This window comes from Streptomyces rubradiris (genome assembly GCF_016860525.1).
GTDB classification, from domain to species: domain Bacteria; phylum Actinomycetota; class Actinomycetes; order Streptomycetales; family Streptomycetaceae; genus Streptomyces; species Streptomyces rubradiris.
The window spans coordinates 189,056-204,730 of record NZ_BNEA01000007.1 but is presented as its reverse complement, the minus strand read 5'-3'; the positions used below and the strand labels follow the sequence as shown (position 1 = coordinate 204,730).

The following is a 15,675-nucleotide window of genomic DNA, read 5'->3' as shown; positions in this document are numbered from 1 at the left end:
GTGCCTTCCCTGGGTCACGGTCACGGTTTCGGAGAGAGGGGCGGGCAGACGGGGTCAGGGGATGTTGGTCTCGGGCAGGACGGCGAGCGCGCCTCCGTCGACGGGCACGGCCACTCCGTTGACGTACGAGGAACGCGGCCCGGCCAGGAAGGCCGCGACCTCGGCGATCTCCTCCGGCACGCACAGCCGGCCGAGCGGATAGGCGGCGAGGACGCGCCGGCGTTCGGCCGGGTCCCGCCAGCGGTGCGCGTTGCGGTCGACGGCGACGAATCCGGGTTCCAGCACGTTGCAGCGCACGCCCGCCGGGCCCCACTCGGTCGCCGCCGCGCGCGCCAGCGCGGTCAGGCCCGCCTTGGCCACCGCGTACGGGGCCATGCCGGGGGCGGCTCCGTGGGCGTGCACGGAGCCGATGAGGACGATGGACGCCGGACCGGCGCACCGGCGCACCAGTTCCGCGCCCCACTGCCAGGCCGACACCAGACCCAGGTCCAGGACCTCACGCCACTGCTGCGGGGCGAGTTCGGACAGCGGGGCACGGGCCTCGGCCAGCAGGGCGTGGACGAGCACGGCAGGGCGGGCGGCGCAGGTGTCGTAGGCGCGGGCGAGCAGCGACGGGTCGGTGGCATCGCCCACCACGGCTGCCACGCCCGGCAGGTCGCGTACCGCCGTATCCCGGTCGACGGCGACGACCTGGGCTCCGCAGGCGGCCAGGCGCACGGCACAGGCACTGCCGATCCCGCCCGCCGCACCGAGCACGACAGCGGAGACCCCGGCGAGCTCCGCGGACGAGGCGCGGGGGTGGGGCGGCGTCCCGCCGGGGCCGGGAGCACCGGGTGCGTTCCCGTCACCGGGGGTGTCCGGTGGACGGTGGGCGGTCTCGGCCGGGGGGCGGGTGGTCACGGCGTCACACCCCCGTCGGCCGACAGATCCCGTGGAGCGGGGAGGGGGGCCAGGCCGAGACCGGGGCCGGACGGCAGCACGTACGCGCCGTCCACGAGGAGGTGCGGGGGCGTGCCCCAGCCCGCGGGGCCGTTCCGCTCGCCGAACATCACCTCCAGGGGCAGAGCGCTCCCGGCGAGCAGCGTGAGATGGGCGGCGGCGGCCGTGGCGACGGGGCCACTGGGGTTGTGGAAGGAGACGTCCGCTCCGTACCGCTGCGCGAGGCGGGCCAGCCGCAGGGCGGGCAGGGGCCCGCCGGCGTGCTTGACGTCGGGCAGGAGGACATCGAGGACCCCGCCGCGCAGCGCCGGCAGCACCTGCTGTTCCCGCCCGGTGAACTCGCCGCCCGCCAGGGGGACACCGAGTGCGTCCCGCAGGCGCCGCAGTCCGGTGACGTCGTCCAGCGGGGCCGCGTCCTCCAGCCAGCCCGGTCGCAGCGCCGCGAACTCCTCGGACCGGCTGAGCATGTCGGCGACCGTCACCAGATGGTGGGCGTCGAGCAGGACATCCACCTCGGTGCCTACGGCGTCGCGGACGGCACGCGCGATCTCCAGTCCCGCGCCGAGCCGGTCACCCGCCGGCAGGCCGTCGAACGGCGCACACTTGACGGCGCGGAAGCCCGCGGCGACCGCACGGGCGGCGAGCCGTGCCGCGGCTTGCGGGGTGCGGGTGGTCATGGCCCGGTTGATGTTGGCGTACAGGGCCACCCGGGGTGCTCCGGCCGGCGGGGCGGCGCATGCGGGTGACGGGGGCGGGGCGGCCCGGTCCGGTGGTCCTGCCGGGGCCGGCGGGGGTGCGGCCGCCCGCCGGATCCAGTGGCCCAGCGGCAGGGCCGCCCGGCGTGCGGCGGCGTCCGCGACCGCGGTGGCCAGGCCGCCCAGTACGGTGCGCCGGGCGAGGCGGGCCGTGGCACCGGCCGGTGCGTCGGCCCAGCGCTGCCCGTGCGTGTCCAGCCATGTGACGGCCCGCCCCCAGGTCGTGCCGGTGATCCCGGTGGCGAGCTCGGACAGCGGGGCGGCCGGATCTCCGCCCGGCAGGTCGGACAGTTCGCCCCAGCCGGTGGTGCCGTCGCTGCCCCGCACTTCGGCCAGCAGCCAGGTGGTGCGCCGGGTGACGGCAACGGTGTGCAGCCGGACCGCGGTGACGCGCTCGCTGCCGGTGGCGCGCTCACTCCACGTGCCGCGCCCGGCCGGGGAAGGCCGTGCGGCAGGGGCCGGCGGCACCGCGGATGACGCCGCCTCGGTCACGGCGGCCGGTGTCACGGTCGGTTCTGAGGTCACGAGCGGTCCCTTCGTGTGGGAGCGGTCCCTTCGTGTGGGAGCGGTGCCTTCGTGTGGGAGCGGTGGTGCCCTGCCACGGCCGGGCACCCAGCGCACCCCGCAGGGCGCGTGGGACGCACCGTCGCCGCGGCCGAGGGCACCGGAACGACGGGCCCCGGCGCATCGGCGGCTCGGGCGGCGGTCAGCCGAAGTCCTCGAAGGACAGCGGGTCGTCGTAGTAGGCGCGCAGCAGCAGCGCGGCCGAGGCGGCGGCCAGGCTGTGCGGGCCGAGGGCGGTCGGCTGCACGTGCGCGGGGTCCCAGGAGGGGCCCAGGCGGGCCGCGGCGGCCCGTCGTACCTCCGACAGGTGAGCGGCGACGGCCAGTACACCGCCGGACAGCACCACCAGGTCGGGGTCGAGCAGGTCCACGAGGTGGGCGACGGCGCCGCCGATGTGCCGGGCGCGGGCGCGCAGCAGGCCGTCGGCGCCCTCGTCGCCCGCTTCGGCCAGCGCGGCCAGGCGTGCCAGCCCGTCACCGGTGCCTTCCGTGCCGCCGGGCAGCAGCCCCTGGCGGGCGGCCGAGGCGAGGACCGCGCGGTCGGTCGCCACCGCCTGCAGCACACCGCGCCGTCCGCAGGCGCAGGCGGCACGGAGGTCGTCCGGGGCCGAGGAGTCCAGGGGCGTCGTGACCGGAAGATGCGCCACGTTCCCGGCGGCGGACCGGGCGCCCACATGGACCCGCCGGCCGATGGCGACGGCGGCGTCGATGACGTTGCCGGTGAACAGGTGTACCGAGCAGCCGGCGGTACGGGCGCTGCCGAACCAGACCTCGGCGGTGGCGTGGGCGCGCGCGCCGGAGTCGACGCGTACGGGCAGTCCGGTGGCCTGGGTGAGGAGCGTCCCCAGGGGAACGTTCCGCCATCCGAGCGCCTCGTTGTCGATGACCGTGCCGCGCTCCGGATCGACCCAGCCTCCGGCAGCCGCGCCGATGCCCAGCACCGGTGTGCCGCCCGCCTCGGCCAGCAGCCGGCGCACCAGGCCGGCGGCGCCCGGGAGCAGGTCGGCGGGGGCGGCGGGACCCCGTTCATGCGTGGACCATGCCTGTACGGTGCCGCGCAGGTCGACCAGTCCGGCACTGGTGCGCTGACGGCCGATGTGCAGGCCGATGGTGAGCCGGGCGGCGGGGTCGAGATCGAGCGGCACCCGGGGACGTCCGCCGCCGCCGCTCCGGGCGGGCAGCTCGCGCAGGACGCCCGCGGCGACGACAGGGCCCACGATCCGGCTGATGGTGCCCTGTGCCAGGCCGAGCCGCGCGGCGAGGTCGGCGCGCGGGATCGGCCCTTCGTCCAGTACGGCCCTCAGCGCCGCGGCGGTGTTGGCCCGCCGCAGGTCCCGGGGAGCGCCGGAGCGCGGGTGCTCGGTCACGTGGTGCGTCCTCACTGTCTCTTCGGGTGCCGTACGCGGGTGTGCGGCTCAGGTTTTCACGGGCCGCTGCGCGTGGATCTCCTCCAGCTCGCGACCGCTGGTGGCGAGGAACGGGGAGAGCGCCACGATGAGGGCGCAGACCAGGTAGGAGCAGGCGTACAGGACGATGGTGCGCAGCCCGAACCGGTCGAGGAGGGTGGGCACCAGAACGACGTTCAGCGCGATCATCAGACGCGTGACGGCCTGGGCGATGCCCGAACCGAGGCCGCGCACCTGCGTGGGGAACGCCTCCGAACTCCACACCCAGGCGAGCACGCCGGGCCCGAACCAGGTGAGGAAGGAGTAGGCGACGTAGGCGATCAGCAGGACCACGGAGCTCCGGCCGCCGAACAGGCCGAGGACGACACCGGCGGCGAACACGCCGAGGCAGGCCCGGATGCCGAGGGCGCGGCGGTTGATCCGGTCGATGACCGTGGCGCCGAGCGCGACGGCGACGAAGCCGACGGCGAACCCGGCGAGGGAGAAGTACAGGGAGTTCCCGGTGCCGATGCCGGTGGACTCGATGACGAGGGGACCGGCGACGGTGGCGACCGCGCCGCCGAAGGACTGGAGGGCGAAGAAGCACGTGACAGCGGCGAGCCGGATGGCGGCGCGCCTGGTGAACAGGTCACGGTAGCTGCGTGTGCCGTGCGCGACCGCGGTGCCGGGCTCCTCGACACCGAGGGCCTCGAACACTGCCTTAGCGTCCTCGTGGCGGCCCTGGGCCTTGAGCCAGCGCGGCGACTCGGGCAGGAACTGACGGGCGATCAGTACGCCGAGGGCGGGCACGGCTGCCAGGCCGAACAGCCAGCGCCAGGTGTCCTGTCCGGTCAGGGGGCGCAGGGCCAGGGCGATGACGACGCTGGTCATGGCACCACCGAGCCACATCAGGTTGGGCAGGCTGCCGGCCACCCTGCCGCGCCGGGCCTTCGGGGCGATCTCGGCGAGGAAGGCGTGCGAGGTGGGTATGTCCATGCCGACCGCGACGCCGATGAGGAAGCGGGCGATCATCAGCTGCCAGACCTCGGTGACGAACGCGGAGGCCACCGAGGCCACCACGAAGAAGACCAGGTTGACGACGAAGATGACCTTCCGGCCGAAGCGGTCGGACAGATCACCGAAGACGACCAGGCCGACCGCGGTGCCGATGAAGGCGATCGCCCCGAGCCAGCCCACTTCGAAGGAGGTCAGTGCGAAGGCCGGCTTGAGGAACAGCAGCGCGGCGCCCATGACGAGAAGGTCGTATCCGTCGATGAACTCGCCGAAGGCGACGAGCCGGGGCGTCCAGACACGGGTGAACGCGGCTCTGACACCCGGCTGGGCCGACGGCGGCGCGGGCGCGGCGTCGTGCTCCTGGCTGGTGCTGGTCATGAGATGACCTCGTCCTTCCGGGGAAGAGCGGGCAACGGCCCACGAGATGGGGACGGGAGGGAGCCACCGGCCGCCTGGCAGAAGCGCGGTTTCGGCGGTCCGTACGGTCTCAGTGGTCGTGGAAGCCGATGCCCGGCGGCGTGCCGATCGCGTTGCCGAAGAAGTCCCGGCCGCCGTTGTCGGTGACCGGGGTGCCCGCACCGCGAGCGGGGGAGCCCGCACCCAACCGGTAGTCGGCGGGGTCGTCGGTGCCGGGCCCGGGGGCCGTGAGCAACGGCGCGGTGCTCAGCGTCGCGGTGGCCCGGGCGGGAGCCGGGACGCCGTACAACAGGTTGTGGTCGACGACGAAGGAGGAGTCGTCCAGGACCCAGTCCACGGTTCCGGCCGTGCCACCGGTCCTGACGATGTTGTTGCGGAATCCCACGTCCAGTGCGCCGTCCTTGGTGGCGCTCTCCAGGACGACGTGGTGCGCGGTGCCCGCGGGAACCTCCGGCAGCTGGATCGTGTTGTTGTGGATCCGGCCGCCCCGCAGACCGCCGCCGCACACCTGGAAGGTACGGGCGCGGTCGTCGACCGACAGGTTGTAGCGGATCGTGAAGTCCTTCACGTTGCCGGGGACGTCCGCGCCGTAGGGGCACAGCAGGAAGAACCCGCCGTCGTTGTGGGAGGAGACGTTGTACTGGAACGTCACGTGGTTCGTGGAGTGGTCGACGTCGTAACCCTGCCCGTCCCGGGTGGTGTTGCCGCCTGAGGAACGGTTGTACTGGAAGGTGACGTAGTCGCTGTTGGCCGTCCACATGCCCGCGTTGACCGACCCGGCGCGCATGTTGAAGCCGTCCAGGGTGTTGTGCTGGACCAGGACGTCACTGCTGCTCTTGACGACCAGCCCGTCTCCGCCCACGTCGGACAGGGTGTTGTTCTCGATGAGCAGCCCGGTGTGCGGGTGCCAGGCGGCGGTGCAGTAGTTGTTCCAGAAGGTGGCGAGGTCGGGGCGGCGGCACCAGTTGGACCACAAGTAGATCCCGGCCCGGTCGACGGAGCGCACGGTGTTGTCCCGGATGGTCAGCCCGTGGAAGGCCGACGGCGTCGTGCTGCCGAGGGCTTCTACGACGATGCCGCCGGAGGCCCCCGCGTACTTGCCGTTGCCCGCCGCGCCGCCGGTGGCGGAGGGCAGCACACCGCGCACGTCGTGGATGTCGAGCCGCTCCAGTGTGACGCCGTTCAGGTCACCCGAGTCCACGGCCTGAAGCCACACGCCGCGCCGGGCGGTGGTGTTGTCGCCCGGGGCACTCAGTTCCAGGTCGGTGACGTGGACGTACGAAGCGTTCTTCAGCCATACGGCGGCGAGGTTGCCGTGTGCGTCGATCCGGGGCCTGGCGTCGCCGGCGCCGTACGCGCCGACGGTGATCGGTGCGCCGGCGGTCCCGGAGGTGTGCAGATACAGCTGCCCCGTGCAGGTGGTTCCCCGCCGGAACAGCACGCGGTCGCCGGGGCCGAGGACGCGGGCGTTGACGGCGGGCAGGGAATTGAGGGGCGAGGCGCTGGTGCCGGTACCGGCCGAAGCGCGCGAACAGTCGACGTAGTAGGTGCCGGGCATGGCGTCCTCGGCGGTCGCCACCGCGGCCGGCGTGAGGAGCCCCGCGATTACACAGGGTGCGAGTACGGAGGTGATGCGGCGTATCGGGAGGATGAACACCTGCGCTCCTTACTTTCGTTCCGCAAGAAACTAATGGAGCCGGGCGGGGAGTCAAGGGTGTGCGGGCCCGAGTCCACAGAGCCGTCATGCCGCTGAAACAGTCCGGCAGAGAACGCGCTCGGGCGTTGGCGCTGCGCCGGGCCACCCTGCGTGCCGCGTTCGAGACCGCGGTCACATTCGACCGTCCCGGACGCTGACCCAGCGCGCGAACCCACGCACGCGTCGTGAGCGAGCCGGTGAAGGACCCCACATGACGCACGTCACCTACGACCCGACGCCGTAGCACCTTCTGCCGGATTCACCCCATCCCGTACCCCCTGTGACCTGCGGATTGAGACGCACGCCACATACTTCGCGTCCCTCATGAATCTGGCCACCACTAGTAAAGGGGGTCATTGCGGGCCCCCGGCGGGCCTGCTTATCTGGATGACGTCGCCAGGCGCCACGAGCCCGAAGCGGGCCGCGGCGCCCACGCATGCCGGCCACACCACGTGGCCCACCACATGCGGGCGATCCCCTGCCCCCGACGCAAGAGGTACTTCGTGACCGTCTCCATCATCCGCCGCATCGCCTCCCCGAAGAAGGCCCTCACCACCGCCGCCGTGGCCGCCGCCACCGCCGGGATGGCGCTCACCGCCGCTCCGGCTCACGCCGCCCCGGCCTCGGCCTCCTCCGCCCAGGCGATCGCGCACAAGATGATCCCGGACGCCGCGCAGTTCAACGCCTTCAGCAAGATCGTCTCCCACGAGAGCGGCTGGAACCCCCACGCCACCAACAGCTCCTCCGGCGCCTACGGCCTCGTCCAGGCCCTCCCGGCCTCCAAGATGGCCTCCGCCGGCGCCGACTGGAAGACCAACCCGGCCACCCAGATCAAGTGGGGCCTCAACTACATGAACTCCCGCTACGGCAGCCCCGTCAAGGCCTGGGACTTCTGGCAGGCCAACGGCTGGTACTAAGCCCGGCCGACAGCACCCCATAACGCTTCCGCGCCCCCGCCCACCCGGCGGGGGCGCACGCGTATATGCACGGAAACGCACCCACCACCCGCCAGGGGCCGCTGCACGCTGAAGTAGTCGTCCTGGCGGACGCGCGTTCCATCTTCCAGCGGACCAGGATGTTGTACGCCTTGCAGCTGTGCGTCTTCATCGTGGTGCAGAAGGCGTTGTCGGTGTTCGACTTCTTGCTGCGGTCCAGGTGGTACTTGTAGCCCTTGTACGTGTTGCCGATCAGGCCGTAACCGTAGTCGTGGGTGTCGCACGCGGCCCGGAAGTTGAAGCCGCCCGGGCGTGCGGCAGAAATCTCCCATGCCAGGAGCGGCACCGCGCCCCGCTTGGCCCACCGGCCGGACCGGACACCCGGCCGTCGGCGAGGGGTGCTCGGCGCACGCGTCACCGGATCTGCTTAGCTGGCGCAATGAGCAACTCAACTTCCCCGTCGAGGCCGGCCGTTGACCCGGGTGAGCTGTTCGAGGACCCCTATGGCGTCTACGGCCGGCTGCGAGAGGAGGGGTCGGTCCACCGGATCGCCGGCACGGACGGGCTTCCCGCGTGGCTGGTCACACGGTACGACGACGTCCGCCAGGCGCTCGCCGATCCCCGGCTGTCGCTGGACAAGCGCAACGCGACGGCGGGCGGCTACCGGGGCATGGCCCTGCCACCCGCGCTGGACGCCAACCTCCTCAACATGGACCCGCCGGACCACACACGCATCCGGCGCATGGTGTCCAAGGCCTTCACTCCCCGGCGCGTCGAAGCGCTCAGGGAGCCGATCCGGCGCACCGCGGACCGACTGCTCGACTCCCTGTCGGGGCAGGACGAGGTCGACCTGATCCCCTCCTACGCCGCTCCGCTGCCGATCATCGTGATCTGCGACCTCCTCGGCGTGCCCCAGACCCGGCGCGCCGATTTCCGCGCCTGGACGGACGCCCTGGTCGTGCCCGACCCGACGCGGCCGGAACGGGCCAGGGAAGCGGTCGGCGACCTGCTGTCCTTCTTCACCCGACTGATCGCCGACAAGCGCGCCCATCCGGCCGACGACCTGCTGTCCGCCCTGATCGCCGTACGCGACCAGGAGGACCGGCTCAGCGAGGACGAGCTGATGTCACTGGCCTTCCTCATCCTGGTCGCGGGGTACGAGAACACGGTGCACCTGATCGGCAACGCGGTCGCGGCACTGCTCGCCCACCCGGAACAGCTGGCCGCGCTCCGGGCCGATGCCGCTCTGCTGGACCGGGCGATCGACGAACTGGCCCGCTACGACGGGCCGGTACCCCTGGCGATCCGCCGCTTCCCCACCGAGGACATCGTCATCGGCGGCGTCACCGTCCCAGCCGGTGAGACGGTCCTGCTGTCGCTCGCCGCGGCGCACCGCGACCCGCGCCGCTTCCCCGACCCCGACCGGCTCGACATCGGACGTGACGCCGGCGGACACCTGGCACTGGGACACGGCATCCACTACTGTCTCGGCGCCCCGCTCGCCAGGATGGAGACGGGCATCGCACTCACCGCCCTCTTCGAGCGCTTCCCCGGCCTGTCGCTCGCCGTCCCCCCGCACGACCTGCGCCGACGACCGTCCATGCGCTCCCGTGGCCTGCTCGCGCTCCCCGTACGCCCAGCGGGCCGGCCGGGGCGGTCCGACGCCCTCACTCCGGCCGGATGACCGACGCCGGGACGGCGAGGGAGAGCCGGCCCGTCACCATGTGCGACGGGCCACGGGCTGCCGGGGCCCGTCGGTGGTGACCGGCTCAGAAGCCGGTGAGGATGATCTTGCCGATCGTGGTGCCGGACTCCATGACGCGGTGCGCCTCGCGGAGATTCACCGCGTTGATCCTGCCGAAGTCCTTCACGGCGGTGCTGGTGACGATGCCCGCGTCGACCAGGCGGGCGAGCTGGGTCAGGATGTGCCGCTGCCGCTGCCGCTGCCGCTGCCGCTGCCGCTGCCGCTGCCGCTGCCGCTGCCGCTGCCGGTCCTGGCCGGCCGTCCGGAACATGGAGCGGGTGAACAGGAACTCCCCGTGGAAGGAGATGCTCTTGGCCTTCAGCACGCCGATGGGCAGGGAGTCGAAGTCGTCGATGGCGACGATCCGGCCGAAGGGGCGCAGGGCCTGGGCGTAGGCGTCGAGGTTGCCGACGGCGTGGACGGTGCTGAACACGTGCGTCAGGCCCCGGACAGCGGCCTGTCCGACAGCCTCGAACGGGCCTGTAAGGCCACCGGTTTCCGCCCCGGGTCGCGGTACGCACCGAACAGGCCCCATCGCCCATCGGGTACGCGGCGGCCGGGCTCGGTCCCACACTGGTGCCCGCGAACACCATCCCGTCGCATTTCCCCGGCGCCTTCCTGCGCCCCGACCCGCCCCTGCGCCGACAACTGACCGGATACACCCGCACCAGCCCGGACCCGGTCACCGCATCCTTCCTGGAAACCCTCGGGCAACACGCCCCGCTGATGCCGGCACACGTCACCAGACGCCTGCGCACCGCCGAGCGTTCCTCCCACCACCCGCCGACGGACCCGGAGGTGAGCCGCCGGACGGGGCAGGGCGGACGACGCCCCGCCCCGGGAACGTCCCGGCCGGATCGGGCGGGGCGACACCGGTCGTCCGGCGATGTCTGCGGCAGCGGTGAATGGGCCGCGCCGCGCGCTGGGAGCCACTTGCGGACTTGCCGCGACCTCTCAGGAAACCGGCGGCCAGAGTCCGGATGGCTTCGGCCGCGAGGACAGGCCCGAGGCCGAAACCCCGCCATCCGCGTCTCCTTCTACGGACCATGTCCTGCGTGTCCTGGTGGAGACCACCGGCACACCCGTCCAGCAGGCACAGGGCGCCGGCCGCCGCATGATCGAGGACGTGGCGGCGCCGGCCCCCGTCCTGCTGCACGGCGTCGACGACACCGCTTGGCCGGTGCTCGAAACCGCAGTCCCCCCGGGCGTGGACACCCGAGTAGGTTCGGAGGGCACGCTGTACCTCCCGGACGGATGACCCGCGCGGGAACCGCGCCACTGTCCGGACCGCCCGCCGGGAGGCACGTTCCCGGAGCTGACCGGCACCGTCCGGCAGGTTCCCATCCCGCCGACGAGTCGTTCGCGTAGTTGCTCGTACGCGCGGGCATTTTCGGCTTGACGAATTATGTGAGCACGGGTTCGCTGTGGTGTTCTCCTCGGGAGGCCCTGACGGAATCGACGCGTGGCGGCGGCATCGGACTGGAGCGGGACGGTACCTGGACCGAGCGCGTCAGCGTCCCGGTCGACGCGGTCCGCGAGGTCCCCCGGGAAGCCGACGCAGCGCTCGCCGCCACCTGTTACTCACCGATGACCACCGCGTGGGCCGCCGTGGAGCCGGTGGGCCGGATCAGCGGGGGGAGCGGGTACTGGTCACCGGCGCGGCCGGCGCGGTCGGTTCGCTCTGCGTCCAGTGCGCAGGGCGAGTGTGTACGACGCGTGCAGACGCGTGCAGTCGGTCGGCGCGGGCTGCGCCGAGCTCGGCGCGGGCTGCGCCGAGCGGAACTCGGTCACGCAGCCGGGCACACACTGGCGTACACCCCGGTTACCGCCCGCCGCCTCTCCGGTCCTCTGCCACGGGGGGAGGCGCACGGCCACGGCGTCTTTGGCCACGGAGATCCAGCACCGGCTGCCCTCTTCGCCACCGGCGGCGCCGGCGAACCGGACCCGCTCCGTTGTCGACAGTCGATGCTTCGGCACTCACCGAACGACCCGTGCGGCACCGGGACTGTGTCCACCGAGACGTCGCCGTTCCGCTACTCGGTGATACCGTATAGCAGTACTCGTTATCACGGAGTACCGGAAGGGCTGAGGAGCACCCGCGTTGGACGACCTGACGGAGATGTTGAAGGGCACGCTCGAAGGGTGCGTGCTCGAAATCATCGGCAGCGAGGAAACCTACGGGTACGCCATCACTCGCCGGCTGAACGAGCTCGGCTTCGCCGACGTCATCGAGGGGACGGTGTACACGATCTTGCTGCGGCTGGAGAGGAACGGGCTCGTCCAAGTGACGAAACGTCCGTCCGAGGTCGGTCCGCCGCGCAAGTTCTACGCGCTCAATGACGCCGGGCGTGAAGAACTCGCCAAGTTCTGGGCGAAATGGCAGTACCTCTCGTCACGCATCGACAGGCTCAGGGAGGGCGGAAGATGAACTTCTGGGAGAAGGTCACAGGCAGCGATCTCACCAGGGACTGGAAGGCGTTCGGAGCCCGGGTCGAGGCTCTGCCGGACGACTACCAGGAGGCGTGGAACCAGATCATCGCCCACCTCTTCCCCTACGGGGACTTCACCGGCCGCAACCTGACACCGATCCTCGACTCCGCCCTGGGGCTGCTCGAAGTGTCGGCAGCGGACGGGCAGAGCGTCCACGAGGTGCTCGGTGACGACATCCAGGGCTTCTGCACGGCGCTGGCCGGCGCAGCCGGGGCCCGGGCTCAACGCGACCGCTGGCGCGAGCAGTTGAACAGGACCGTCGCAAGGAAATTGAGCCGGTTGGGAGGCTGACGTGAGCATCCAGGACATCATCGAAGGCAAGAAACAGTGGCGGGCGCACGTCGCCCGGATCAAGGCACTCCCGCCGGACTACCAGATCGTCTACAAGGAGATGCAGAAGTACCTGTTCAAGGTCGGACCGGTCAGCCTGTCCGACGGGTCTCTCCTCCCCGGCATCGTGGACTTCTTCGAGGAGGGCGTCGCCGCGGGCAAGGGAGTTCTGGAACTCATCGGCACCGACGTCGCCGCGTTCTGCGACGGCTTGATCAAGGACACTCCCACCTACGCGGATGTCTACCAGGCATCCATCAGCGGAGAACCCGGCGCGGCCGGGAAGTGACAGCCGCCGGACCGGTTCGCGACACTTCCGTGTTCCATCAGGCGGATAACCCTCGGTGTCCGGGCAGTTCGCGCAGCGGGTCTCGCCGGGGCCGCAGGTCACCGACTCCTACGGAGACCGAAGACCCGCCTGCGGCAGCCTACTTCGGCTTCGTCACCGAGCCGGCCGGCGATGGGCTCGATGAGGTCGTCCGGGGTGTGCAGTCGGGCGCTCAGTCGTCCGGCTCGAAGATGTACGGCCGGGTGGAGGTGACCACCTCGAAGCCGCGCTTGCGCAGGATGGGTGCGGAGGTGGGCAGCGCATCGGTGACCAGCAACCCGCGGCCGCGCTCCCTGGCCTGCCGCAGCCGGGAGCCGACCACTGCGGTGAAGAAACCCTGCCGACGGTGGGTCGTCTTGGTCCGGGCGCCCGCCAGCTCGGCGAACGGGCTGCCGGCCTGGAAGTGAACCCGTCCGCAGGAGACCGGCTCACTCTGGTCGTACGCGATGTGCACGCTCATCGCGTCAGGCTGCTCTTCGAGCAGCCGGGCCAGCTGCCGACGCTCATCGTCCGCGTTACGCCGACCGATCTGGCGGGAGATCTCGGCGTAGTCGTCGAGCCCGGCGCCATCGGTCACCCGCCGCACCTCATAGCCCGAGGTGTCGAAGAGGTCCGATGACGCCTCGGCGACCGGGAGCATCAGCACCTGCTCCTCCTCGTCGGGCTCGAAGCCCGCCGCTTCGAGCGCGGCAGCCAGGCCCTGCTGTCTGTCGTGGCCGTAGACCTTCCACTCCAGGGTGTAGCCACCGGACCGTGCTAGCTCCCGCTCACCGCGGACCAGTTCCACGACCTCGCCGTCCGCCGGATCGGCGAAGACGATCCGGCACTCCGAGCCGTCCACCGAGTATTCGCGCACCAGGCCGGCGTGGCCGGCGGCGACACCACTCGCGCGCCGTAGCGCGTCGAGTTCCGCCAGAGCCTCGGTCTTGTCTGCTTCGTTCATATCGGTTCTTCCTCGTCAGACGCCGGCGAAGGCCGGGGTCAGGGTTTCGCCCGAGGCAGTGTCCATGAAGTCGTTGCCGACGTGCGTGTAGATGGCCGTGGAGCATGGCCCGTAATCTGCTCGAACGCCCGCAGTCCCGGCCAGACGCTCCCGGCGGCTTCATCACCCGGAACGGGCCCCGCCCTCAACGTCCCCACATCTCCTGACCAGCCCGAAGTAAGTCAGATAATGCGGTGCGATTCGCCGGATGACAGGAGACGCTGGTGCGGTGAATCAGGTTCGGGAGATCGTGAGGCTGGTCGACGGTGTGCTGGGCCGGGACGTCATCGGCACCTACCTCCACGGCTCCTCCGTACTCGGTGGTCTCAGGCCGGCCAGCGACGTGGACGTGCTGGTCGTCTCCCGGCGGCGAATGGACGAGCGGGATCGACGGACACTCCTCGGTGGACTGCTCCGGATCTCCGGTTCCCGAAACAGGGCCCGCCCGGTCGAACTCACCGTGGTCGTTCAGACCGAGGTCCGGCCGTGGCGGTACCCGCCGACCGGTGATTTCCTCTACGGCGAGTGGCTGCGTGCGGAGTACGAGGCCGGGGAGATCCCCCGGCCCGAGCCGATGCCCGATCTGGCCCTGCTGATCACCATGGCGCTGGCCGGCGACTCCCCCCTCACCGGCCCACGCCCGGCGCAGATCCTCGACCCGGTTCCGCGGGCCGACCTGCTCCGGGCGAGCGTGGCGGGCATCCCCGGCCTGCTCGACGACCTGGACAGCGACACCCGCAACGTCCTGTTGACCTTTGCCCGCATCTGGACCACGCTCGCCACGGGCGTGATCAAGTCGAAGGACGCCGCCGCCGACTGGGCCCTCGCCCACCTCCCGCCCGAGCACCGCGCCGCCCTCGCACACGCCAGACAGCTCTATCTCACGTGCCCCTACTCGGAGGAGAGCTGGAGCGATGCATTGCGCGCACAGGTTCGTCCGCACGTGGACCACGTGCTCGCCGAGATCGATCGGCTGCGCACCCGAACCACATTCGACGGCCCCGGACGGTGACCCGGCGCGCGAATCCAAGCACGCGTCGTGAGCGAGCCGGTGAAGGACCCCACATGACGCACGTCACCTACGACCCGACGCCGTAGCACCTTCTGCCGGATTCACCCCATCCCGCACCCCCTGCGACCTGCGGATTGAGACGCACGCCACATACTTCGCGTCCCTCACGAATCTGGCCACCACTAGTAAAGGGGGTCATTGCGGGCCCCCGGCGGGCCTGCTTATCTGGATGACGTCGCCAGGCGCCACGAGCCCCAAGCGGGCCGCGGCGCCCACGCATGCCGGCCACACCACGTGGCCCACCACATGCGGGCGATCCCCTTATCCCCGACGCAAGAGGTACTTCGTGACCGTCTCCATCATCCGCCGCATCGCCTCCCCGAAGAAGGCCCTCACCACCGCCGCCGTGGCCGCCGCCACCGCCGGCATGGCGCTCACCGCCGCTCCGGCTCACGCCGCCCCGGCCCAGGCCTCCTCCGCCCAGGCGATCGCGCACAAGATGATCCCGGACGCCGCGCAGTTCAACGCCTTCAGCAAGATCGTCTCCCACGAGAGCGGCTGGAACCCCCACGCCACCAACAGCTCCTCCGGCGCCTACGGCCTCGTCCAGGCCCTCCCGGCCTCCAAGATGGCCTCCGCCGGCGCCGACTGGAAGACCAACCCGGCCACCCAGATCAAGTGGGGCCTCAACTACATGAACTCCCGCTACGGCAGCCCCGTCAAGGCCTGGGACTTCTGGCAGGCCAACGGCTGGTACTAAGCCGACAGCACCCCATAACGCTTCCGCGCCCCCGCCCACCCGGCGGGGGCGCACGCGTATATCCACGGAAAGACCACTGACTAAGGGAGCGGGTTGCGTCTGTGTGGGACCGGCAGCCTCGTCCGTACGATGAGACAGCGCCAGGTGTACCGGGTATCGCTACAGGGTCGACACGTCGTTGACGGCAAACGACCGGTGTACGGCGCGAACCGGATCCGAGGCGTTCGAACCCGCTACCCTGGGCGCCCCGAGATTCAGGGGGTTCCGGGGGTGCAGCGGTGCTCGGGTCCGGGTATCCCCATCGAACCTCAATGTCCGATGAGGC

Annotated in this window: 16 protein-coding genes; 9 read left to right on the top strand and 7 right to left on the bottom strand. The window is 71.4% G+C overall.

Going from position 1 to position 15,675, the window contains the following annotated elements; all coding sequences use genetic code 11:
* Window positions 1–54: 54 nt before the first annotated feature.
* The 5 genes from Srubr_RS10235 to Srubr_RS10215 all read right to left on the bottom strand — a co-directional run bounded on the left by Srubr_RS10235 (window position 55) and on the right by Srubr_RS10215 (window position 6,730).
* Window positions 55–900, bottom strand: coding sequence for an SDR family NAD(P)-dependent oxidoreductase (locus Srubr_RS10235; protein WP_203854964.1), 846 nt, complete (start codon window positions 898–900; stop codon window positions 55–57).
* A complete protein-coding gene (locus tag Srubr_RS10230; RefSeq protein WP_189999634.1) occupies window positions 897–2,219 on the bottom strand; it encodes an enolase C-terminal domain-like protein in 1,323 nt (440 codons plus the stop codon). The genes Srubr_RS10235 and Srubr_RS10230 overlap by 4 nt, the downstream gene beginning before the upstream one ends.
* 181 nt (window positions 2,220–2,400) lie before the next feature.
* Window positions 2,401–3,624 carry an ROK family transcriptional regulator gene (locus Srubr_RS10225; RefSeq protein ID WP_189999635.1) on the bottom strand — a complete coding sequence of 408 codons (1,224 nt, stop codon included), beginning with the start codon at window positions 3,622–3,624 and terminating at the stop codon, window positions 2,401–2,403.
* Window positions 3,625–3,672: 48 nt separating this feature from the next.
* Complete coding sequence (locus Srubr_RS10220) at window positions 3,673–5,034, bottom strand: MFS transporter (RefSeq protein WP_189999636.1); 1,362 nt, start codon at window positions 5,032–5,034, stop codon at window positions 3,673–3,675.
* A 109-nt stretch (window positions 5,035–5,143) separates the two neighbouring features.
* Window positions 5,144–6,730: a right-handed parallel beta-helix repeat-containing protein gene (locus Srubr_RS10215; protein ID WP_189999637.1), complete on the bottom strand. Its 1,587-nt coding sequence runs from the start codon at window positions 6,728–6,730 to the stop codon at window positions 5,144–5,146.
* A gap of 542 nt (window positions 6,731–7,272) precedes the next feature.
* Between Srubr_RS10215 and Srubr_RS10210 the strand changes: the two genes are divergently transcribed.
* The 3 genes from Srubr_RS10210 to Srubr_RS10200 all read left to right on the top strand — a co-directional run bounded on the left by Srubr_RS10210 (window position 7,273) and on the right by Srubr_RS10200 (window position 9,388).
* Entirely contained in the window at window positions 7,273–7,686 is a 414-nt protein-coding gene (locus tag Srubr_RS10210) for a lytic transglycosylase domain-containing protein (protein WP_203854963.1), read from the top strand.
* Window positions 7,687–7,751: 65 nt separating this feature from the next.
* Entirely contained in the window at window positions 7,752–7,937 is a 186-nt protein-coding gene (locus tag Srubr_RS10205) for a hypothetical protein (RefSeq protein ID WP_203854962.1), read from the top strand.
* 206 nt (window positions 7,938–8,143) lie between these two features.
* A complete protein-coding gene (locus Srubr_RS10200; RefSeq protein ID WP_189999954.1) occupies window positions 8,144–9,388 on the top strand; it encodes a cytochrome P450 family protein in 1,245 nt (414 codons plus the stop codon).
* 85 nt (window positions 9,389–9,473) lie between these two features.
* On the opposite strand, the gene Srubr_RS10195 is transcribed toward Srubr_RS10200, so the two are convergent.
* Window positions 9,474–9,881, bottom strand: a complete 408-nt coding sequence (locus Srubr_RS10195) for a zinc-binding dehydrogenase (protein WP_229927034.1) — start codon at window positions 9,879–9,881, stop codon at window positions 9,474–9,476.
* 630 nt (window positions 9,882–10,511) lie between these two features.
* On the opposite strand from Srubr_RS10195, the gene Srubr_RS10190 reads away from it, so the two are divergent.
* The 4 genes from Srubr_RS10190 (at window position 10,512) to Srubr_RS10175 (ending at window position 12,557) form a co-directional block, all read left to right on the top strand.
* Window positions 10,512–10,706 carry a hypothetical protein gene (locus Srubr_RS10190; RefSeq protein ID WP_189999955.1) on the top strand — a complete coding sequence of 65 codons (195 nt, stop codon included), beginning with the start codon at window positions 10,512–10,514 and terminating at the stop codon, window positions 10,704–10,706.
* 843 nt (window positions 10,707–11,549) lie between these two features.
* Entirely contained in the window at window positions 11,550–11,876 is a 327-nt protein-coding gene (locus Srubr_RS10185) for a PadR family transcriptional regulator (protein ID WP_189999956.1), read from the top strand.
* A complete protein-coding gene (locus tag Srubr_RS10180) occupies window positions 11,873–12,229 on the top strand; it encodes a DUF1048 domain-containing protein (RefSeq protein ID WP_189999957.1) in 357 nt (118 codons plus the stop codon). The genes Srubr_RS10185 and Srubr_RS10180 overlap by 4 nt, the downstream gene beginning before the upstream one ends.
* 1 nt (window position 12,230) lies before the next feature.
* Entirely contained in the window at window positions 12,231–12,557 is a 327-nt protein-coding gene (locus tag Srubr_RS10175) for a DUF1048 domain-containing protein (protein WP_189999958.1), read from the top strand.
* Between the two features lie 211 nt (window positions 12,558–12,768).
* Here Srubr_RS10175 and Srubr_RS10170 read toward each other — a convergent pair whose 3' ends face one another.
* Window positions 12,769–13,539, bottom strand: a complete 771-nt coding sequence (locus Srubr_RS10170; RefSeq protein ID WP_203854961.1) for a GNAT family protein — start codon at window positions 13,537–13,539, stop codon at window positions 12,769–12,771.
* Window positions 13,540–13,807: 268 nt separating this feature from the next.
* On the opposite strand from Srubr_RS10170, the gene Srubr_RS10165 reads away from it, so the two are divergent.
* Both Srubr_RS10165 and Srubr_RS10160 read left to right on the top strand, forming a co-directional pair.
* Window positions 13,808–14,590, top strand: coding sequence for an aminoglycoside adenylyltransferase family protein (locus Srubr_RS10165; protein ID WP_189999959.1), 783 nt, complete (start codon window positions 13,808–13,810; stop codon window positions 14,588–14,590).
* 346 nt (window positions 14,591–14,936) lie between these two features.
* Complete coding sequence (locus Srubr_RS10160; protein ID WP_203854960.1) at window positions 14,937–15,350, top strand: lytic transglycosylase domain-containing protein; 414 nt, start codon at window positions 14,937–14,939, stop codon at window positions 15,348–15,350.
* The last annotated feature ends 325 nt before the right edge of the window (window positions 15,351–15,675 follow it).